The 22,133-nt window shown below is 36.4% G+C and carries 17 protein-coding genes and 1 pseudogene; 2 read left to right on the top strand and 16 right to left on the bottom strand.

Going from position 1 to position 22,133, the window contains the following annotated elements; genetic code table 11:
* Positions 1–5: 5 nt before the first annotated feature.
* Genes AC13DP_RS15460 through AC13DP_RS15405 form a run of 12 tightly spaced genes read right to left on the bottom strand, consistent with a single transcriptional unit; the run spans position 6 to position 19,179 of the window.
* Positions 6–1,460: a sulfatase family protein gene (locus AC13DP_RS15460; protein WP_483068082.1), complete on the bottom strand. Its 1,455-nt coding sequence runs from the start codon at positions 1,458–1,460 to the stop codon at positions 6–8.
* Positions 1,461–1,504: 44 nt separating this feature from the next.
* The gene (locus AC13DP_RS15455; RefSeq protein WP_228249250.1) at positions 1,505–2,821 is read right to left on the bottom strand and encodes a glycoside hydrolase 5 family protein; all 1,317 of its coding nucleotides are present in this window, start codon (positions 2,819–2,821) and stop codon (positions 1,505–1,507) included.
* Entirely contained in the window at positions 2,818–5,043 is a 2,226-nt protein-coding gene (locus AC13DP_RS15450; RefSeq protein ID WP_228249249.1) for a glycoside hydrolase family 3 N-terminal domain-containing protein, read from the bottom strand. The genes AC13DP_RS15455 and AC13DP_RS15450 overlap by 4 nt, the downstream gene beginning before the upstream one ends.
* Positions 5,044–5,053: 10 nt before the next feature.
* Entirely contained in the window at positions 5,054–6,688 is a 1,635-nt protein-coding gene (locus AC13DP_RS15445) for a sodium:solute symporter (RefSeq protein ID WP_228249248.1), read from the bottom strand.
* Entirely contained in the window at positions 6,685–8,256 is a 1,572-nt protein-coding gene (locus tag AC13DP_RS15440) for a cellulase family glycosylhydrolase (RefSeq protein WP_228249247.1), read from the bottom strand. The genes AC13DP_RS15445 and AC13DP_RS15440 overlap by 4 nt, the downstream gene beginning before the upstream one ends.
* Entirely contained in the window at positions 8,249–9,334 is a 1,086-nt protein-coding gene (locus tag AC13DP_RS15435; protein ID WP_228249246.1) for a glycoside hydrolase family 130 protein, read from the bottom strand. The genes AC13DP_RS15440 and AC13DP_RS15435 overlap by 8 nt, the downstream gene beginning before the upstream one ends.
* Positions 9,310–10,941 (bottom strand): RICIN domain-containing protein, encoded by a 1,632-nt coding sequence (locus tag AC13DP_RS15430; protein ID WP_228249245.1) that lies wholly within the window; start codon positions 10,939–10,941, stop codon positions 9,310–9,312. Before AC13DP_RS15430 ends, AC13DP_RS15435 begins: the two co-directional genes overlap by 25 nt.
* Before the next feature lie 4 nt (positions 10,942–10,945).
* Positions 10,946–12,115, bottom strand: coding sequence for a glycoside hydrolase family 26 protein (locus AC13DP_RS15425; RefSeq protein WP_483068073.1), 1,170 nt, complete (start codon positions 12,113–12,115; stop codon positions 10,946–10,948).
* Between the two features lie 42 nt (positions 12,116–12,157).
* A complete protein-coding gene (locus AC13DP_RS15420; RefSeq protein ID WP_483068072.1) occupies positions 12,158–13,636 on the bottom strand; it encodes a hypothetical protein in 1,479 nt (492 codons plus the stop codon).
* Between the two features lie 4 nt (positions 13,637–13,640).
* A complete protein-coding gene (locus AC13DP_RS15415) occupies positions 13,641–14,546 on the bottom strand; it encodes a hypothetical protein (protein WP_483068071.1) in 906 nt (301 codons plus the stop codon).
* Positions 14,547–14,600: 54 nt separating this feature from the next.
* Positions 14,601–16,094, bottom strand: coding sequence for a RagB/SusD family nutrient uptake outer membrane protein (locus AC13DP_RS15410; RefSeq protein ID WP_483068070.1), 1,494 nt, complete (start codon positions 16,092–16,094; stop codon positions 14,601–14,603).
* A gap of 10 nt (positions 16,095–16,104) precedes the next feature.
* A complete protein-coding gene (locus AC13DP_RS15405) occupies positions 16,105–19,179 on the bottom strand; it encodes a SusC/RagA family TonB-linked outer membrane protein (RefSeq protein WP_228249241.1) in 3,075 nt (1,024 codons plus the stop codon).
* A 257-nt stretch (positions 19,180–19,436) separates the two neighbouring features.
* Here AC13DP_RS15405 and AC13DP_RS15400 point away from each other — a divergent pair, with 257 nt between their 5' ends.
* Positions 19,437–20,309, top strand: a complete 873-nt coding sequence (locus AC13DP_RS15400) for an AraC family transcriptional regulator (protein ID WP_483068069.1) — start codon at positions 19,437–19,439, stop codon at positions 20,307–20,309.
* A gap of 159 nt (positions 20,310–20,468) precedes the next feature.
* Here the strand turns inward: AC13DP_RS15400 and AC13DP_RS15395 are convergent, their stop codons facing one another.
* From AC13DP_RS15395 to AC13DP_RS15380, 4 genes and pseudogenes are all read right to left on the bottom strand, one after another.
* Entirely contained in the window at positions 20,469–20,705 is a 237-nt protein-coding gene (locus tag AC13DP_RS15395) for a hypothetical protein (RefSeq protein ID WP_228249239.1), read from the bottom strand.
* Positions 20,706–20,937: 232 nt separating this feature from the next.
* Positions 20,938–21,084, bottom strand: coding sequence for a hypothetical protein (locus AC13DP_RS15390; RefSeq protein WP_394799475.1), 147 nt, complete (start codon positions 21,082–21,084; stop codon positions 20,938–20,940).
* Between the two features lie 57 nt (positions 21,085–21,141).
* On the bottom strand, positions 21,142–21,390 hold the full coding sequence (locus AC13DP_RS15385; RefSeq protein WP_262910164.1) for a hypothetical protein: 249 nt from the start codon (positions 21,388–21,390) through the stop codon (positions 21,142–21,144).
* Between the two features lie 9 nt (positions 21,391–21,399).
* Positions 21,400–21,522 (bottom strand): annotated as a pseudogene (locus AC13DP_RS15380) (Arm DNA-binding domain-containing protein); the annotation flags it as partial.
* A 290-nt stretch (positions 21,523–21,812) separates the two neighbouring features.
* Here AC13DP_RS15380 and AC13DP_RS15375 point away from each other — a divergent pair.
* Positions 21,813–22,004, top strand: a complete 192-nt coding sequence (locus tag AC13DP_RS15375) for a T9SS type B sorting domain-containing protein (RefSeq protein ID WP_394799474.1) — start codon at positions 21,813–21,815, stop codon at positions 22,002–22,004.
* Positions 22,005–22,133: the final 129 nt, after the last annotated feature.

Raw genomic sequence — 22,133 nt, 5'->3', positions numbered from 1 at the left:
GAAAGTTAATCTTCGGCTTCATTGTTTATTACCTGATCAAGCCACCAATCCCTTTCGGGATTATATTTATATTCCTTCTTTAAATCAGCTTCCAGTCTTTTCATATAATCAAGTTCCTCAACATATTCCGGATTTTTAATGAGGTTCTTCATCTCTCCGGGATCGTTCTTCAAATCATACAATTCATCAATATCATCTTCAATAAAATTGTCAACGTACTTCAATGAATCCGTACGAATCGCGATCATATTAGGACCTGCGTAAGGATAAACATCATCAACATAATATTCAAAGAGTATAGCGTTACGCCAGTCCGGAACAGGTTCTTTTTTCTTTAGAAGGTTCATCATTGACCTTCCCTGCATCTTTTTCGGAATTGGGACACCGGCGATTTCAAGTATTGTTGGAGCTAAATCAATGTTCAGGCATAACTCATCAATCTTACTTTGAGGATTAATCATCTTCGGATAACGAATAAGCAAAGGAATACGCATGGAAGGATCATACGCAATACGTTTATCCCAATAGGTATGCTCTCCCATAAAATAACCATTATCACTGCTATATATTATTACTGTATTATCCAGTTCCCCTATTTCTGCAAGTGTCTTTAGTACTTTCCCTATGGATTCATCTACTGCTTTTAATGTCTTTAAGAGAGACATAAAGCGTTTATTATTCGGATCCCATTCTTTAACCGGCATATCATCTTTCGGCTCGTATTCCTTCCAGGCAGAATCCATCTGTTTAATACGCTGCCATTCCGGTTTACCTTTGAATGTTTCTGAAGCGGTGTCATACGGTGGTACAGGTAAAGAATCTGAATGATAAAGAGAATCGTGTCGCGGGGCAGGCCTATAGGGTTCATGAACAGCCTTATGCCATAAGTTCAAACTAAAAGGTTTATTCTTATCACGTCCGTTTATAAGCCACTGGACAGTCTTTTCAGTAAGAATATCTGTGATATAGCCTTTTTCGGTAAATTCCCTTCCGTTCTCATTTAATTCAGGATCAAAGTATCTCCCCTGTCCACTAAAACCTAACCAATAGTCATAACCAGGCCGTGGCTGTTCTTCCCCGTGCTTATGAGCCATGTGCATTTTACCTATGAACGCAGTCTCGTATCCTGCTTCGTGAAGAATATTCGGATATGACTTGAATGTTTCCCAGTCAGGATCAACTTTTGGATGGTTCTGGTTAACACCATGAATATGCGGATAAGTCCCTGAAAGTATAGATGCTCGGGAAGGTGAGCATAAAGACACTGTGCAAAAATAATTTGTAAATTTGACGCCCTCATCTTCAAGCCTCTGCATATTAGGAGTTTCTAAGAAACGGTATCTTGCTTCACTTTGTAAAGCATCAAAAGGCTGATCATCAACCAGGATGAATAAGAAGTTTGGCTTTTTGACTTCTTGATCCTTTTCCTTATGTCCGGAACAGGACAAAAGAAATATCACTATAGACAATAAAAAGTATTTACCAATATTCTGTTGATTTATTCTCATTTGGAAAGCTTATTTGTTGAACTATCCGGCAAAGAAGTATCAAGAGAGTTAAACTTTCCAGTGAAATCTTGAAGGATTTGTAGGGTCGAAATATCTGTATCATAAACAGAATACCAGCCCTGATATTCATGAGGAGGATCTCCAATAAAATCATCTCCTTCCTTCCAAATTGCTTTAGGTTCCCGAGGCCTCCCTTCACCAGCCCACGCCCAGAAATTCACTCCTGACATCTGTCTGATGTTTTGGGAATAATTTAAGAGCGATTGAAAAATGAATTGATAATAATCATTGCGATATGATATATTGGAACGAGACTCATAATTATTATCATCTCTGGAAATTCCGAATTCTTCCAACACTATGGGCTTGTTTAGTCTCTCGGCTACTTTTAAATGATCTATAATATACTGGGAAGCTTTAAGAATAGCTTTGCTATAAGTTTCCCTTGCATCTTCTGGATCATACCAGCCCCAATTTTGCACCCATAAATGGAATGTGCAGTAATCGATAGAAGGATTATTATGATCTTTGAAAAAATTAGTACCGTTTTTAGCAGAGGGAGTATTTCCCTCACTGCCTATAGAGACAAGGTGATTACTATCCAACTGCTTTATAAATTGAGCGGTTTCGAATATCCATTCCCTGTACAGGTGCGGATTATCTACTCCTTCAGGTTCATTAGCCAGTTGCCAGGCCATAATGGTGGGGTCATTCTTATACATCATACCATTAATGCTATTCCTTCTGGATACAAGGATTTTGATAAAATTTTGAAACCATTCCTGAGCTTTTTCATTTTTATAAAACTTCGCTGAGTATTCCTGATAACTGCGCCAGTCGCCTCCATCTGCGGGAGGGGGAAAAGGAATGTCCTCGTTATTATTTGCCCATGAGACATATTGAGAAAACCCGCCGGACCAAGGCCAGAAATTATTGAGACATACCACAGCCAGCATATTTCTTTTCTTCATTTCATTAAGAAGGAAGTCAAGCCCCATTAGAAGATCTTCATCGTATTCTCCCGGTTCTTTTTGTAAAGATGGCTGCATTCTCCAGGGAGCATCTATGTCTCCTTCTGAGGCCGCCATTATTCTTAAATTCTTGATTCCGAGTTGATTTAGCCGATCTAATTCCCGCAATAACCTTTCCTTATTATTAGAACCTAAATTCATTCCATACCAGAAATTGGTTCCCAGGTAATGATAAGTTTTTCCATTTCTGATAAACTGACCATCCTGAACCTGAACAAATTCCTGAGCATTCACAGAAGAAATTAGCAAGACTGAAAGTAAAATTAGATAGTACTTCATCATCTTATCTCGAAATTTAACGGTTCGCCCGAATTACTATCTTTGCTAATCCATAACTGAAATTTTCCGACTTCAACTTTTTCTTCCATGTCGATATTCCAAAAGGAGAGTTGCTCTACAGGTAATTTAAAAGTGACTATTTTACTTTCTCCTGCTTTTAAGCTGACTCTTTGAAAATCCCTAAGCTCCCGAACAGGCCTTGCTATTGAACCTGACAGGTCTCGAGTATAGAGTTGCACCACCTCAGTTCCCTCGCATTCTCCAACATTACTAAGTTCAACTGACACATCGAGAATGTCAGTTACCTCTAACGTGTCTTTCTTCAGTTGTGGTTCGCCGTACTTGAATTGGGTAAAAGAAAGGCCAAAACCAAAAGGGAATAAGGGTTCATGGCCACTATCCAAATATACGGATCTATTTCCCAGGGAAGTCTGCAACGCACCCACAGGTATATTCTCCAACGTTGCATCATTACCTGTTGCGGGCCTGCCCGTATTTAAATGATTATAGTACATTGGAATCTGACCTGCATTTTTTGGAAAGGTCATCGGCAATTTACCTGATGGATTGGCTTTGCCAAAAAGCAAATCAACAATGGCTGGCCCACCCATCGTCCCTGGATGCCAGGCGTAGAGTAATGCCTTAGATTTATAAATTTCATCTTTAATTGCCAGCGGTCTTCCTGCCATCACCACAGTTACTAAAGGCTTTCTAGTTTCGTAAAGCTTTTCAATCATCTCAGATTGTGCTCCTTGAAGATGTAAATTGGATAGACTATGAGCTTCCCCGGATAAAATAGATTCCTCTCCAACAAAGGCCAAGATCACATCAGCTTCTGCTGCCTTTGCGATAGCTTCCTGTAACGTAGAAGTATCGCTATCCCTCGAGTATTCCAGAACAGGTACGTACTCAATGTTTATATTTTTGCCATATTGCTTTTGTAAAGCTTTTAATGGAGTTTGGGTGTGACTACTTTCGCCGTCGAAAACCCATGTCCCCATCTGTTCATGGGGCTTATCGGCCAGGGGACCAACCACAAGAATGTCTTTCACGTTCTTAAAGGGCAAAATTGAATTTTTGTTCTTAAGCATAACTATAGATTCTTCCGCGGCCAATTTTGCCTTTTCAAGATGGTCTTGGGCGTAAAAAACCTCTTCCGTATTTCCTGAAGCATAAGGATTATCAAACAATCCCAACCGGAATTTAATCCTAAGGATATTCCTTACCGCATCATTTATCGCATTAATGGAAATCTTATTCTCTTTAAGAAGTTCTTCAGCCTTAGCCAGGTAAGTACCACTGACCATTTCCATATCAACCCCGGCATTAATAGCCTGCATGGCGGCTTGTTTTTCATTTTCGCTATAACCGTGATCGATCATTTCAGTCACCGATGCCCAATCTGATACTACAAAACCGTCAAACCCCCACTCATCACGTAGAACATCCTTCAACAAAAATCTATTCGCCGTCGCAGGTATCCCATCATTGGCATGGAAGGCAGACATGATGGTTGCCACATGCGCCTCTTTAACTGCAGCTTCAAATGGTTGCAGATAGAGATTACGAAAACCACGTTCGGTTATCGATGTGGTATTGTAATCCCTGCCTCCCTCGGCAGCCCCATAACCTGCAAAGTGTTTGGCACATGCCGCAATCGCATTAGGATTGGAAAGATTATCACCCTGAAACCCCTTTACCATCGCAACAGCTAGCTTTGAAGCCAGTAAAGGATCTTCCCCGAGACTTTCAGCGATTCTCCCCCATCGGGGATCATGGGTAATATCCATCATCGGGGCAAAGGTCCAACGAATACCTACAGAAGAGGCTTCCACAGCCGCGATTCTGGCTCCTTGCTGAACCAGTTCTTCATCAAAACTGGCTGCCTGCCCCAATGGAATAGGGAAAATGGTCTTAAAGCCATGGATTACATCCCTGCCAATAATAATGGGGATTCCCAGCCTACTTTCTTCAAGAGCTATTCGCTGTGCTTTATTCGCAACCTCGGGATCTGTAATACTTAATACAGAACCAGCGAGACCTTTCCTTATAAGTCCATAATTGGTTTCCATATCATCTGCTGAAAGTTGATTCATTTGACCTATTTTTTCTAATAATGTCATTCGATTCAAAAGGCTGTCCACTTTATGCTCGATGCCTACATCTTTCTGAGCCATAAGATTAGATGTTATTAAAAGAATTATTAAAAGTTTATAAATTCTCATTTTTATTTTTTTAGAAGAAAGCTGCATACATTCCAAAACAAGCTATAATTAAAGCAACCACCTGTACTCGAAAATTCTTGTACCACACCACTTCTTTCATTGCTTTAGTTTCCTCTTTCCATATTTTCACCGTCCAGGTATTTTCCACAACCTTTTCTTCGGATGGCGGCGAGGTAACAAGGCTAATTACTATGGTTATAAATAAACTTATAACAAGAAGTATTGGTGCTAGAAGCAAAAAATGAAGTCCCATATCGATATCGAAAGTATACTTCATTATCATGATTGTCGCTGCCACAAAAAGTCCGGAAAATAAACCGGTAATTGCCCCTGTTCCATTTGCTCTTTTCCAGAACAATCCAAGGAAAAAAGTGCCTACAATTGGAGGAGCCAAGTAAGAAACAATTTCCTGGTAATAAGCAATAAGAGAGTCAAACTCCCTGATATAGGGAGCCCAAATTACAGCAATTATAAGCGTAATAACTGCTGTAAACTGCCCGACCTGGACTTTCTTTTTACTACTGGCGTTTTTATCTATTTTACTGTAGAAATCCATTGTAAAAAGGGTAGATACCGAACTTAATGTAGCACTCAAGGTTGAAGTCAGGGCTGAAATCATGGCAGAAAGAATAATTCCAATAAGACCAATAGGCAAAAGTTCAAGAATTAGTCGTGGATAAACTTGATCTGTATTAATTCCATATTCCTGTTTTAGAACACTACCACTGATTATTTTGTGAGGTAGATTTTCTACTCCATACAGATCTATACCTCTTGCTATCAAACCTGGAATAATAAAAATAAAAATGGTTAATAAGTATAAAAATCCAACTAATAAAACACCTTTTCTTCCATGATCTACAGATTTTGCAGAGAGTACTCTTTGAACCATCACCTGATTATTTGCCCAAAAGTAGAATCCTAGAATAGGAATTCCTACCCACATACCTAACCATGGAACAGTGGGGTCATCAAGAGGGCGAGTCAACTTAAGCCAGAACCCATCATTAAACCTTTCCACAAAGGTTTCCCATCCCCCTATATTTTTAAGTGCAAAAAAGAATAATAATCCCGAACCAATTATTAAGATCGTAGCCTGTATCATATCAGCATTTATGGCAGAAGAGAGACCACCTATTATTGTGTAACTTCCTGCAACTGCAGCCATTCCAATAATTATCCATACAATTTCAGCTTCAGGAAAAATCATTTTTATAATAAGTGCCCCAGTATACAAAGTAGCGGCAGCATCTAAAAATACATTCCCGATGATTGTAATGAAAGAAAAATAAGTTCTTGATCTTCCATCAAACCTTCTTTCAAGAAATTCTGGCATAGTAAAAATACCTGATCTAATATAAAATGGTAGAAAAAAAGTAGCGAAAAAAGCAAGGACGAGTACAGAAATCCAATTGTAATTAAAAACGGCTATTCCACTTATAAAACCTTCACCAGAGTGTCCCATCAAAGTAGAGCTAGAAACGCTCGCTGCGAAAAGAGAAAGACCTATCATAGGCCAGGAAAGGTTTCGTCCAGCAAGAAAATAGTCGTCTGAATTCTCAGTTTTCCCATTTTTTAATGCCCACCAAATTATGAATAATATATAGGCAAGCAATACCGTGAAATCTATTGTACTTAAGCTCATGATTTTCCTCTAGCATTATATGTAGTATACAAGACTACACTTTTCGGCAATAATTTTAGTTCGAAGCTCTCTTCAAGCATCAAATTTTTCTTTTCAGGTATAGGGAAGCCCATTGAATCCACCGGACGTGTACTTTCAGAATATAAATATTTATTAAATCCTTTACCGTTTGCATTAAAGGATTTAATATCTATAGTTAATTCTATATCATCTTCGGAATTGTTTATTACTGAAAAAGTGATATCGCCATCAGTGGATTTACCAACAACGAATCTCACCATATCGGGCAATTTTCCGCTTGTCTTAACAATATCCATCTCACCTTTAAAATATCTGGTCATCAAAGCCCAGGTATAGAACCATGGCCGAATATCTTCATCTGACTTGTCTCCTGTTAATTCCTCTCCAAGGATGTTCCACATCCCCCAACGCTTCAACTGGCTTTTATCCCCTGTATCACCATTAGTATGCATAGCGTCATCCAAACCCCAGGCGATAACACCATCGAACCCTGAGTTAAATGCCTGGGCCATTACATCGGCCATATCCACACCATAATCGTAGTCATAGATTCTCATCTGACTATCTGGACTTGCATATGGATCGGCTTCATACCTTTTTATATTTGGTTCAACATATTTCTCGAAACCCACTTCACCCAAAATGAAAGGTTTGTGAGCCAGGCTATCTGCAAAGCTAATCATTTGGGAATAATCCTGCTGAAATTGACCAGATCTAACTTTATCTACTGTAGGATAGTCATGCACATCATAGGCTCCCAAAACATCATTTAATTGTAATACAGCCTGTTTTGCCCATTCATTTCCTTTGTATTGTGATTTCTCATTATCATAAGGTGTAGCATCTGGGCCCATCAATGTTACCTGATCTAAATTTCTTGAAGTAATAGCGCTATCAAGCATGGTAACAGCCTCTTTCCATTCTGCCCAATTTCCATCTATGGAAGACCAATATCCATTCGGTTCATTTACAATGTTATAGTATCTTATACATGTATAATCCTTCTTCTTAATGAGATGCTGAAGATGATCTGCAATAAGAGAAATCCATTTGGGATCGGTGGCTCCGGTAAATGCATTCTGCATGTTTAGATTGGTATCATGAACTTTATAAGGCTGCCCCCATTCCCCTAAAATCACTTGAATATCATTTTTTTCACAATAATCGAGTAATTTATAAAGGGCTTTCATCTCCTGATTATCAAAGTTCACGATGGGATTTCCATTTTTATCCATTCCCTCAAGATATCTCCAATTAGCCTGATCAAGTACCCGAACAATTTTTGGCTGCATGAAATCCAGACGCTTAAATACAGTATCCCATTTATCATCTGTCATCAACATACCCCATTCAGCATCTTGAGCATCTGCATGGGGATATGCTGACCATTCTACACCTCCTCCAATAAAATCTTTCGAGGATGAAATGATTTGGTCAACTTGTAGTGTGATCGCATCAGGATTAATCTTCCTTTTTTCGTCCTTACATCCAAAAAGTAAGACAGCTAAGCAAACTGTGAAATATATTTTGTGAATCCTTTTAAGCATTTTTGAGGGCATTTAAGAGTTCATCCAGAGCACAGGTAGCGAGGCCTATGTATTTATCTGCGGCCCCGTAATAAACGTACAAAGTTCCGTCAATTATCATATTTCCAGTTGGGAACACACAGCCCCTGTAGTAACCTTCCAATTCATAATCATACTCAGGTTCCATAATAAAATCCGGGAGACGATGAGTCACGATTGTCGGATCTTTAAGATCCAGGAGTGCAGCACCAACCCTGTAAAAACCCTGTCCCCCATTTTCAACACCATGATAGATAATTAGCCAACCGTCTTTTGTTTTAAGGGGCGGCGTGCTACCTCCAATTTTTTCTTCCCACGTCCCCTCAATGCCACTAAGCAATAATTTGCTGGGTGCGTCCCAAACCATCAGGTCTTTGGAAAATTTAATCCAGATAGAAGGGTGGTCACAACCATATTCAGCACCTATCCACTCTTTGGGACGATGTAACATGGCATACTTACCTTTAATTTTTTCCGGAAATATTATTACATCCCTATCATCTAACTGAGGACTGGTTATACGCCCAAGTCTACGGAAAGTTCGAAAATCTTTAGTGAGAGCCAATCCTGAATTTGCTATATTATATTTTAAAACAGAGGGTGCATCTTCCCCAACTTTGGGTAATCTTATCTCATCGTGACCGAAATTCCAATATTGGCCTGGGGGATAGGGCCGATAAGCATAAGTGATATAATATTCCTCCCCAAATTTTACAATTCTAGGATCCTCCACAGCTCCCATATCTGGTCCATCTTTACTAGGTTCAAAGACCGGCTTATCTGAAACCCTTGTAAAATCTTTCCCATTTTCACTGGTTGCCAGTCCAAAACAAATCCTATGTTCTTCATCATTTCCTGCAGCTCGGTATAGCATGTAAAATTTTCCGTTCTCAAACCATACACCGGGATTACAAGTAACCAGACTTTCCCAATTATTTTTAGAATTTGGAGATAATACTGGATTATCTTTATGTTTTTTAAGTTTAACCTTCACCTTATTTAAAGCAGGCTTTTTCAGTTCATTCATTCTCTTATTTAATTTACTGGAATTAATTGCCATTGTTGATTATTCTTTTCATTTACATCCCATTGCTGAATATTTAAACCATTACTACTGAAACTTACTCCGTTTGCAACATCCAATGCTTTTCCGCTATTTCGATTAATGATTTGATAATATCCATTTGAAAGTTTAGTTATTTCCCATTGCTGATTAGTTTTACCTTCGTAATCCCATTGCCCGACATTTCCCCCGTTATTAGTATTGAATCCTAAAACATCAAGAGCCTTATTACTATTCTGAGCGATAAAATTGTAGAAACCGTTTCCTAAATCATTTATCTGCCAGTGCTGATTACTCTGACCTAGATATTCCCATTGCTGAATATTATCTCCATTGGAAGTAGCCGAAACGCCCCCCTCAACATCTAAAACCTTTCCAGTAGCGATCGATTTTATTTGATATACCGAACCCGAAGAAAAACCCATATTTCCGGCATTAGGGTCTACGAGATTGGGATAGTTATTATAAAAATCATTTGTAGCTGTGGCTATGGAACTAAAATATCCATAATTATCATTTTCATGGGGATTTTTCCACGCGCAAACTCCTGCATAACCATTCCAATAAGATTGTTTATAATAATTGGCCAACGTGATATTCCAGTTATTTGCATTGTTATATGTGCTACTATTAATATCGTAGCCTGGTGTTTCTCCAATTAATGACGGTTTATTTCCGTTATCCAACCAATAGCCGATCGAAGTATCGAAAGGGGCGTCAGATGATTGCCACTGGTACCAATGTGGCGACCAAAAATCAAGATAAGCATTGTTATCCTCGTATTGCGCCTGCAAAGAAGAAGCGCTGTAATTATTACCGGCGTAAGCATCCCATCCGGAATAACGGTTGCTATTAAAAATTATCCACATAGAACCAACAGTGACCGGTTTTTGACTATGTTCATTAATAGAGGCTGCCATCATGGCCACAAAGCGCACGACATTATTCTTAGAAAGATTTCCGCAATTTGAATCCCTCCACATATGTTCAGGCTCATTACAGATATCATACCCCATAATGATAGGCTCGTTTTCATATCGGGCCAGAAAAGGCTCTAAAAAATATTCGGTATACCATTGAGTTTTATTCTGATCATTAATAATTTGTCGATATTGATTGTAGTTGTCGCTCGTATTTTTTACCATATCGAAAGACCAGAAAGTAGGCATTATGTAAACACCCTTACTCTTTGCAATTTCCACCAGTTGATCCATATCCTGCCAAAATTGAGAACTTGCTCCTGTTACAAGTCCATCGCCATTCAAGGAAGGACTATAATTTCCGGCGCCGTGAATCCATATTCGGGCAAGGTTGATATGATTTTGTTTATATCGCTCAAATTCAGCTTCCCACCAGCTATAATCAAAATTCCTCCCTAAGAAATCAATACTATAGTCGTCTTGGGGCTGCCAGGCCGTATTTGCACCATTGAAAAAAATTTCCTTTCCATTCACGTAAAATTTAGAACCACCAATAGTTATGTTCTGGTTGCTTATGGTTATATTTTCTACTTCAAGAATATTTTCATTAACTCCAGGTTCCTCAGGACTACAACCTAGAGACAAAAACAATATTATTCCTACGATAATTCTCTCTATTTTCATGATATTATTTTACAGTTACATCGTTGGGCATACTATACATATTAGGAAGATCTCCACTAAAAAGTATGTGGGACATATCATAAAAGTCTCTGAAGTTTGGAGCCGTTGGTTCTCCATCAAAGGGTGCAAAGTAATGATAGCCAGTATTGTTAGGATCATATTTATTTCTCCAGAGAACTACCATCGAAATTTCTTTTCCTGTTAAGGGAACGCCAATTTCGCTTGTCCAATAATCTTTAATTGAAGTTCCATCTGCTTGGCGTATACCTTCTACACCGGTCTCAGTGACCCCGCAAGGCATCATTTTTTCTTGAGATAATAAAGATAGATTACGAAGATTGGTACTAAAAGCTGTTGTATTGGTACCGTGATAGCTATCCATCCCTATGAAATCCACATAGTTATCTCCAGGCCATCGGAAAAGAAAACTATCTTTGGAACCAGCTTGATCCAATTGAGGTGATATAGCATAAATAAAATTATGAACGTTCCTAGAATCTTTTAAATAATCAATAGTAAACTTCCAAAGTTGAATAAACTCATTCTGAGTTGTAGCGCTTCTTCCCCACCAAGACCAGGTCTGAGTATGTTCATGAAATGGCCTAAATATTATTGGTATTAAATCTCCCTCTTTATCCTTTAGATTATTCGCAAAATCTGCCAGTTTATCTAACCAACCTTGATATTTGATCTGGGTTGGACTACCATCAGTAAGAATTTCTTTTGCAACAAAATTGCTTGAATTGTCCCAAGAGTCACCACCAGTTAAGGGATTATTTAAATGCATATTCGCTATGATTACTTCTCCCCGGGACCGCGCTTCCTTAATTGTACGAATTCTATCATCATTTAATTCTGACACATCGCTTCTGTCGTCCATGATTTCTGCTACATCTACGCTAAATACTGCTGGATAGTCACCGACCACATCCTTTATATCAGAGCGTCCATTTTCGGTATACCAGTTACGACCATATATTAAATCATCGTGATGACCAAACATAGTACCGTTTTGTTGTACCTCCCATAAGTTGGCGTACAAAGCATTTGTAGCATCTGTAGCTTTTGAATCTACCAGGCTTAATGTAGTATTTTCGATTTCTTCTCCAGTTTCATCGTCGGTTACATCTACTTCTGGAGAGTCTTTGGAACAACTAATAATTGTGAATAACAATAAAATCAACCAGTTCATTCTCTTTTTCATTTTCATAGATTATTATTTAATAGTAGTTAAAACTGTCAACGACTCAGCAGGAAGGTCAACTTGGTTTTTTGAAGAAAACACTAGGTTTATCTCATCATTGGGTTTTAAACTGTAACCCCCTACTTTATTTAGGTGATTTTTTGAATAAACAAATTTTTTAAAAAGGCTTTTTCCTTCATATTTGGAGGGGACCAAGTCTAATTTTTTATTTTCACCTGAAATATTAATTAATGCTATTGTATAAGCTCCTTTATATTTTAATGCGATAGCCTTAATTGCGGGATCACCTGCCGTCTCTACTTTTAATATTTTACTACCTTGTGGCATATATTTACTTAGTAAGGACCATGCATAATACCAAGGTCTTACTTCTTCTTCCGTGTCTCCAAAATACTCTTCACCGAGAATATTCCAGAATCCCCAAACTTTAAGTTTATTAGGAGATTCTTTTGAATGCATTGCATCATCCAACATCCATACTACACACCCTGCATAACCAGCATTGACTGTTTGGAAAAGGGCATCAGCCATATCAATTCCATAACTAAAATCATAGACAAACATTTGAGAGTCTTCTATAGAAGCATAAGGTTTTGCCTTTGCCCGGTGAATATTTTCTTTCTGGTAAATTGAATCTTCTGGTTCAACGAATTTAAACCCGATTTCTCCCATAATCATAGGAACATTATGGGGTGCTGCTTCTCTATATGCGCGTATTATGTTCTCGTATCTTCCGGAATTTACAGTTGTTTTTGACGGATAAGTATGAATATCATATAAACCTACAGCATCTTCAAGATCATCCGCACTTTTAGAAACCCAATCAATTTTATCCGTTTTCCAAATTGCTATATCCGGAGCCATAATTTTTACTTTATGAGCTAAATCAAGTTCTTCAATTTCACTGTAAAAAAACTGCATTGCATTCTTCCATAAATTGTAATTACCATCAGTAGAAGACCAAAAACCGTTCGGCTCATTTATAAGATTGTAATATTTAATACAGCTGTAATTATTAGTATTAACCAAAAATTCCAGATACTGAGCAGCAAATCTTAAATTTTTCTCATTGATGGTTTTAGCTTTACTATCAACCATTCCTCCACCCCAATCACCAAAGGTTACAGTTACCGAGCGAGACTGACAATAATCTAGTATAGGTTTTAAATCTTTGAATTCCCTATACGGATTTAAAGTATCATTAATAATGGATGAAGTAGTATTTACCATTACTCTAACAACTTGGGGTTTCATAAAGTCAAGACGACTGTACAATTTATCCCAGTCATTTTTAGAAATTTCTAGCTCTACCTTTCCATAATCAAGTTGATACGGATCCCATTGAACACCATTTCCTAAATAATTTTCAAGCGTAATTATATCTCCTTCAACAGTAACAGTTGCATCAGCCTGAGCTATACAACTATTACTAAAGGATGTTAAAACTAAAATTAAACTGAATGTTATATAGGACACGCAGAAATACTTCATATAACTAATTATTCTGTTTGGTGACCTCTATCCAATATCTTCTTGGACGTTTAGCAAACTTATCATAATCGGAATAAATATTATCCCATGCGTCAGTTCCGTTCAAGTTGAAAACGAAAGCCATATTCTCTATAGTTTTACTCAAGCCATTGCCTAAATCTTCAGTACCTGCCGATTCAATAGTTCCTCTTGTAATACGACCATCTGGGAAAGTAAAAGTAATTGTGCCTGTATTATAGTCTCTCAACCATTCGGCCTCCCCCTCAGGTATTTTTCTGTAAAAATTGTTAACATCTGTTACTGGATCTAGAACAAACTGGAAATCAGCGTATAATTCATCTGGCCCAGCATAATTAGTTACTGTACCATAAGTATTTCCTTCCGCCGTAATCCCTCCTAATTCAAAAACTAGATAATTATCAAGCTCAGTCTGGGGTCCTTGTGTTTCAGGCCATATCCATGGTTTAGAGGTTAAATCCAGTATTGCTCCTCCTCCATATTCAGGTCCAGTCCCCCCATATACTATTAAGTTATCAATTTCGTATCTACCAAGAATACTCTCGGTGAATGAATTCACCTTAATAGTATAATCACGTTTTTTTCCATTTTGAGAGGTTACTGTAAGTACTGCAGTATTATCCGCATTTTCAAAATTAAGACTTTCACCTTTTTCAACATTAGAAGTCGCTCCATACGATAGAACCAATTCCTCTAAACTTATAGCGCTTAGGTTCTCAACGGCATCGCCATTAATTGATAGCTCGATTTCTCCGGTTTCATCATTAATTCTATCAATAGTAGGTTGTCCTACTTGATTCTGAAATTTGATTGAAATGACACTTCTCTCATTATTCCAGTCTCCGGATTCTATATCCTCCCAAGGATCATCCTGACACGAATAGGTGGCCATACCAATTATTACAATTAGTAGAATTTTAATTTTTTTCATTGCTTACATTTTTAATTACAAACTTGGATTTAAATCAATTTCCCTTTGAGGAAGCGGATAAAAATTAGCGTCTTCGCTAGACAATCCTGATGCCTCAGACACAGTTTCGGTGACGATATTGAATCGTCTCAAATCATAAAGCCTGTTTCCTTCCCAGGCTAACTCCCATTTTCTTTCACTTAAAACAGCTTTCCTAAAATCACCTGTATTTAATCCTGGATCTAAATCACCAAGCCCAGCCCTATTTCTTATGTAATTGATATATTCATAGGCCTGTGGAGTAGGTCCTGCAGCTTCAGCATATATTAGAGCAACCTCTGAATATCTTAAAAGGAATGGTTTTGTACTAGTTTTATCTCCTATAAAATTAGGATCAATATACTTTCGTGTAAAGGGGTATATAATTTCTTCCGGATAAGTGGCTGAAAGTTCACCTTGAGCATTGTAAACAGTATCTACAATTAACTCTGTTTTTCTTTTATCGCTATTATCGAAGCTATTAAAAAATCCTATTTGAGTATTAAAAACGCTCCATCCGTCATGAGAAGGGGTGTAAGTTTCGTTGGGATTTTTTAGATATATTGTTGCCCCATCAATATATGGAATGAACAATTTGGAAATTTTGGAATAATCACCTTCTACAGTACCAGTCCTATCCATAGAAAGAAGAAAAATATTCTCCTTACCTAGAGGCATCTCAACGTCATAAATATCCAAAAGATCCTCTTCAAATCCGTAAACAGTCTGCCCTTCTAGAACCTGGTTTGCTGTTTGTTCTGCCAAGCTATACATTGAGTTGACATCTTTATCCATTTCCGTATAGAGTGCAACACCATTTTCCTTGGCAGAGGCAATTTGCAGATAGACTTTGGCAAGTAGTGCTTGAGCAGCAACTTTATCAGCCCTCCCAAGCCTTTGATTAACTCCTAATAATTCAATAGCTTGCTCGCAATCCGAAATAATTAAATCATAAATCTCATCCAAATTCTCGGAAAGTGGTGTCGAAGTTTGATCCAGAGTTTCAACAACATCTCTATGGATGGGTACATTTCCAAATGCCCTAACAAGATTAAAGTAATTCCAAGCTCTTAAAAAATGGGCCTCGCCAAAAATTTCATTTTGAAATTGCTCATCATAGTTTGCTTCTGGTATATTCACCAAAACAGCGTTTGACCTGTTTATGGCTATATAAGCATATTTAAAAAAATTTGTCAAAATATTATTAATAGGGAAAGAAGAAACTTCCCAATTATTCAAATTCTGGACATCTATCCCCTCATCATTTTTAGGAAAAATTTCGTCGGTAGGTAAATCTCCTAAAAAGTAAATTGAACGAGAATATTCTAGATAGGTCAACGCGTCATAAGCATAATTTACTGCGGCAATCGCATCAGCCTCGGTTTTATAAAAATTCTCCTCTGAATAAAAACCATATGGCTCCTCTTCGAGATCACAGGATAGAATTCCTAAAAAGCCAAAAAGTAATCCTAATTGATAAATATATTTCATAGTATAAGTTTTAAAAGTTTAAATCTAATCCAATGGTTACTTGACGAAGTCTAGGATATCCTCCCCAGTATATACCATCTGTTCCTACTTCAGGATCATATCCTTCAAAATCAGTGAATGTATACAGGTTATTTCCGTTTACATAAATTCTAGCCTTGTTAATAAAGGATTCATTAAGCGGGATAGAATAACCAAATGTCAAATTCTGGAGCCTTACAAACGATCCGTTTTCTACCCACCAATCAGAAAAGTAAGTTTGCCTTCCATCACGTAACCTTGGATATTCATTTGTAGGATTATCTAAAGTCCAGCGCAAAGGAAGGTTACTCGGCTGATTAAATCTTTGAGTATTTATCACATCCTGACCGAAACTACCATTAAAAAAGACACTGAAGTCAAAGTTCTTATAATCTAAATTTAATCCTAGGCTTAAATTAAAATCAGGATTAGGATCTCCAATTATTGTTCTATCATCCAAATTAATTATGCCGTCTCCATTAACATCTACATATTTGAACTCACCTGGTTGAGCTAATTCGCCGTCGAGACCAGCATCAATACCTTCCTGCAAATTCTGAATAATACCATCAGTCCTAAAACCATAAAAAACATTTACAGGCTGACCTACCGCTAGGATATTTGGATACTGACGGAATTGCTCAAGGCTAACACCTGAATATTCAAATCTCATCCCTGTATTAGGATCTGTAGTAAGACCTGATTCAGCAACTCCACCCAAATCAACCACTTCATTTTCGTTCGCAAAGAATATTATACTGGAGCTTAAAGAAAAATTATCGTTTTCAATTAGATTGGCATTAATGCTTAGTTCTACACCTTCATTGGCAATCTCGCCATTGTTTATCCAAATACGGTCATAACTAGACGAAGGGCTAAGAATCCTCTCTCTTAATAAATCTTTGGTTTGTTTTTTATAGTAATCAAAAGTTAGACTTAACCTTTCCTCAAAAAATGCCATATCAACACCAATATCATATTGTGAGGTAGTTTCCCATTTAAGATCTGGATTAGGAATTCCTCCCCATAATACTTCAATACCGCCTTGCCCAGCTCTACCTACTTCGTAACCAGGGCCAATAGCTGTTACCCAGCTTCCGTTATCATAATATTGACTAACACCATATCGGCTAAGGGTTTGGTAAGGACTGATTCCTTGATTTCCTGAAATACCATAACTAAATCTAAGTTTTAATTGATCAATTTTTTTAGAATCTTTCAAGAAATTTTCTTCATGTATTTTCCAACTAAGAGCACCGGATGGAAAAAAAGCCCATTTATTATTCTCCCCAAACTTAGAAGAACCATCTACCCTTCCAGTAAAAGTGGCCAAGTAACGATCAAGATATCCATAATTCATTCGGAAAATTCCAGAAACAAGCTCTGTTTCTATATGACCATTAGAAACCCGATTTAACTCTGGATTGCCCGCTCCTATATTTTCATTTTGTAACGTTTCATTGACAAAATCAAAAGCTCCTAAAGAAGAACTTCTCTGTAAATAATTTTCATAAGTAAATCCTGCTGTTATTCCAATGTTATGATCTCCAAAATTATCGTCATAATTTGCAAATGTCTCTGTAACAAATCTATTTGACTCCCAATTATTTATATATGCTGCACCATTATTAAAATCTCCAGCCTCAGTATATGTATTAGGAAAAAACTGATCATTTATCGATTCCCCAAATTTGTAATTAAAACGTGAAGTAAGTTTTAAAGCATCAATAATATCATACTCTAATGCCAACGAGGTAATTAAATCAATCGTTTTCGTTTGATCAAGTCTATTATCAGAAATTGCAACTGGATGAGAATAATCATTTGTACCTACAAGAAAATAATCTCCATTTTCATCATACACAGGAAATATTGGATTACGCCAATATGCTAAACCAGAGTTCTCATAACGGTTACCTTTGCTAACTATATTAGAAAACCTAATTTTAAAATTGTCAAAGAGGTTATGATCCACTCTTAAATTATAATTAGCTTTACTATAATCATCATTTTTATAAACTCCCATATCCGTAAAATAATTAGCACTTAGATTAAAAGAAGTTTTTTCAGTTCCCGTATTTACGCTAATTGTGGTATTATTTGAAACTGGTGTATCTCTAAATACAATATCATCCCAACTAGTAAAATAAGGCCAGTCACCTGATTGCAATTCAGAAACGGATGGATAATAAATTCCTGTTGCATTTTCAGCGCCGATATAAAAGGGTGTAAATCCTCCGTTAATTCTAGATTCATTATTAATTTGAGCTAAAAGAACTGGATCCCTCCATAAATCAACTTCTGAGTTAAAGTAAGAAAGTGAAGATTGCTGCTGAATTCTCACACTTGTTTTGCCTTCTTTAGCTCGACTTGTTGTAATAATAATGACCCCATTGGCACCCCTTGAACCATAGATGGCAGAGGCAGAAGCATCTTTCAAAACATCTACAGTTTCTATATCTGCCGGATTAATTTGTTTTAAATTACCCGCATCGCCCAATGGAAAACCATCCACTACTATTAAAGGAGAATTAGAGCCTCTTAATGAACTACCTCCCCGTATTCTTACTGTTGCGCCTGCACCAGGATCTTGGGACGGAGTAGAGACCTGCAGTCCAGCAATCCTACCCTGTAAGTTTCGTTCAATGGAATTAGAGGGAATGTCTTCAATCTTTTCGGTTTTCAAAGTACTTACAGAACCAGTTAAATCCTTACGTTGGACATTACCATACCCCACAACTACAACCTCAGAAAGTTGTTGGAGATCATCTTCAAGCGTAACTTTTATAATTCCATTCTCCGGAATTGGCATTGTTTTCGATTGAAAACCAATACTAGAAAAAATAAGTTTTGAATCTAAAGAATTAACTTCTAGATTAAAATTACCATCAAAATCGGTTATAGTACCGTTAGAAGTTTCACCTTCTATGACATTAACTCCTGGAAGAGGTATTCCTTTGCTATCAGTAACAGTTCCAGAAATATCTATTTGGGCTTTAGCGCAAACAGTCGTGATCATAAAAATTATAAGAATCACAAAGTTCTTTAATGTAAAATTCATATCCATCAATTATTCTATTAATTATTTGATATAACAAAACAACAATAACTTATTAAGAAAAATTTTGTAAATATGGCTAATATGTAATACTATTATGAATATTTAATGATATTTATAAGAAAGCTTATATCTTTAAAAAGATAATAATAGATTATTATACCTTATAATATCATATATATTGAAAAATAAGAACTTATTTCAAGATATTTATTACTTTTTACATTAATATGAATTATAAATAAAAACTTAATTATAATACTATTATGAATAAAAATGAAAAGGTATTAACAGAACTAGTACCTATATCCGAGAATGATTTTTTTATAGTTTTAAATCATCAGAATGCCAAATTTGATTTTCCATTACATTACCACCCAGAATTTGAAATTAATCTTGTTTTAAATACATCGGGTAAAAGAATCGTAGGAGATTCAATTGAGGAATACCATGATTGCGATCTAGTCATTATTGGACCTAATACTCCTCATTATTGGACAGGAGGGGTGGACAAGAGAGAAGCACACGTTATTACCATTCAATTCCAGACAAATTTTTTATCCCCTTCTTCCCTTAATAAGAAACTTTCTTTTCCAATAAAAGAATTATTGGAAAAGGCTCCTAGAGGCATTGCTTTTTCAAAAGAAACCATTGAAAAATTAAGACCGAAAATTTTGAAATTATCACAATCTCAGGATTTTGACTCTTTTTTAAATTTTCTTTCTATTCTATATGATCTTTCTATAGCAAGAAACACGCAAACTTTAGCTTCTGTATCATATATAGACAATTATAAAATTTCTAAAAGTAGAAGAATTCAGAAAGTTAGTGAATATATACATAAAAATCTCAACCAGAAAATTTTCATTCAGGACGTGGCATCTTTAATTAATATGTCTGAATCAGCGTTTAGCCATTTTTTTAAAAAAAGCACAAATAGTTCTTTTTCCGACTATGTTATTGATCTTCGTTTAGGTCATGCTGCAAGAGAACTAATAGAAACCGAGAAATCCATTAATGAGATTTGTTTTGATTGTGGATTTAGCAATATTTCAAATTTTAATAGATCCTTTAAAAAAAAGATAGGCTTTACTCCAAGTTCTTTTAGAACACAGCAAAAACTAATCACAAAGCATTAATCAAATGAAATTCAGCAACCTATGCTCCCTTACCTGTATCAAGCACAATTCCTTTCCAATTAGGGACAACACTACAGATGAATCCCGCCGTGAATTCCGCTGGGAAAAGTTCAAAATGCTACCATAAAATTCACCGAAGACAGCGCGTCAGACGACTTTTTAGTTGTCCCCCATAAAAACTTTAGTAGCACTTTTTGTTCTTATATAAATTTGCTCAGCGTCTTTAGTATCCGTACTTCCTAGAAAAGGGAAGACATAACCTTTATTAAGTTTTTTCTGTTTTTTATAATAATTTAAAATTTTTTCTGCCTTCAAAGGAATTTTAAGGCTGAGTGCTTTTTCATTTTTATTCATTACATAGTAAAGGCGGTTATCCTTAAAATCCGTCCATCTCATTTTGACAACATCAAATACGAATACCGGCAAAATAAAAAGAAAATAGCCATACATTATGTGTGTGCCAAATAGAGCTATTTTCTTCCAACTTAAGCTCTTCTATTTTTTCAACCTCCTCTATGGTTAGCCCTACTTTATTACCAGAACCAATTCTAATTTTTTCCTTTTCTCCGGCGAAGGGATAATATTCTTGATCAATAATTCCTTCTTAATTGCTAAATTGAAAAGGGTCCTAATTAAAATAAGTTGATTCGTAATAGTTCTGGTTTTCTGTCCTAAGTAGGGAATAACAAAATGTTTTATATTTATTAATGAATACTTCGTCAATATCTCTGAAGAGAAGAGTCTTACTTTTTTTAAAATGTGCAACTCTGTCCAACCAAACATATTTATTGCGCCGGGCCTGACTTATGCGGTTCAAACGACGTTCCTTTATTCATTTAATAACTGCTGACTTATTTTTAGCTTTTTCAAGATTTAAAAATTCCTCCAGATTATAAAGAATAGATAATTCTCCTTTAGCTACAGAAAAAATTCCTCTTTCATGTTTTTCCATGCGCTCAGCCGCCAATTCGATAAAGGGTTTCTGACCGCTGGCTCCCTTTAATTTTTGCTTTACCTGCTTGGGAGTAACCCGATCTTTAGATTCAAAAAATATGTCATTGACTTCATTCATTTTTTTCATTAAAAAATTGTTTAGCTTTTTGGAATTTGGGTGACTTCTCCTGGCTTTTCCAGCATCTTTATCCCAATTCTTCTCAAAAACATATTGACCAAGCCATTTATAATTAGTTTTATAATTTTCACTAATTCTCAAAGCAAGAGGAATCCTGCCATCTTCTAATCATATTCTTCCGTAAAACTATCTTTATATTGGCCATAATTAATTAATTTAAAACCATATAAATATAAATAATTAGTTTAAAACCTAGTACAGAATTACTCGATTTCAACAGAATTTAATTAAAATCAAAAAAAATGTAACATATTGATAATCAATAATCTTAATGAGCTTTAATCTATTTTAAATAGCTATATACCGATGTTCGGGATATTAATGGTTTTGGACACGATCAAAAGGAAGTTGTGCTGGTAGATTAACCAAAAATATTAACTCCTAATAATGATGGATTTAACGACCGCTGGCAAATCTATGGGATCAAAGAATTCCCGAACTCAAGAACATTAATATACGACAGGTACGGCAAGTTGATCAAAGAACTAACTTCAAACAGTACCGGATGGGACGGTTCATATCATGGCCGACAAATGCTGCAAGTGACTACTGGTTTATTGTGAATTTAAGCGACGGAAGAACTTTTAAAGGTCATTTCTCATTAATACGCGGATAAGAGAGTTTCCTTTACACCTTTTTCAATCTTCCTTTTAAACCAAAAGTGTAGGAAAAAGGCCTTTTCTCCATTTATA

Source organism: Zunongwangia sp. L-65 (assembly GCF_056859415.1).
Note: the sequence above shows the minus strand (reverse complement) of the source record. Positions and strands in the feature narration are given on the sequence as shown.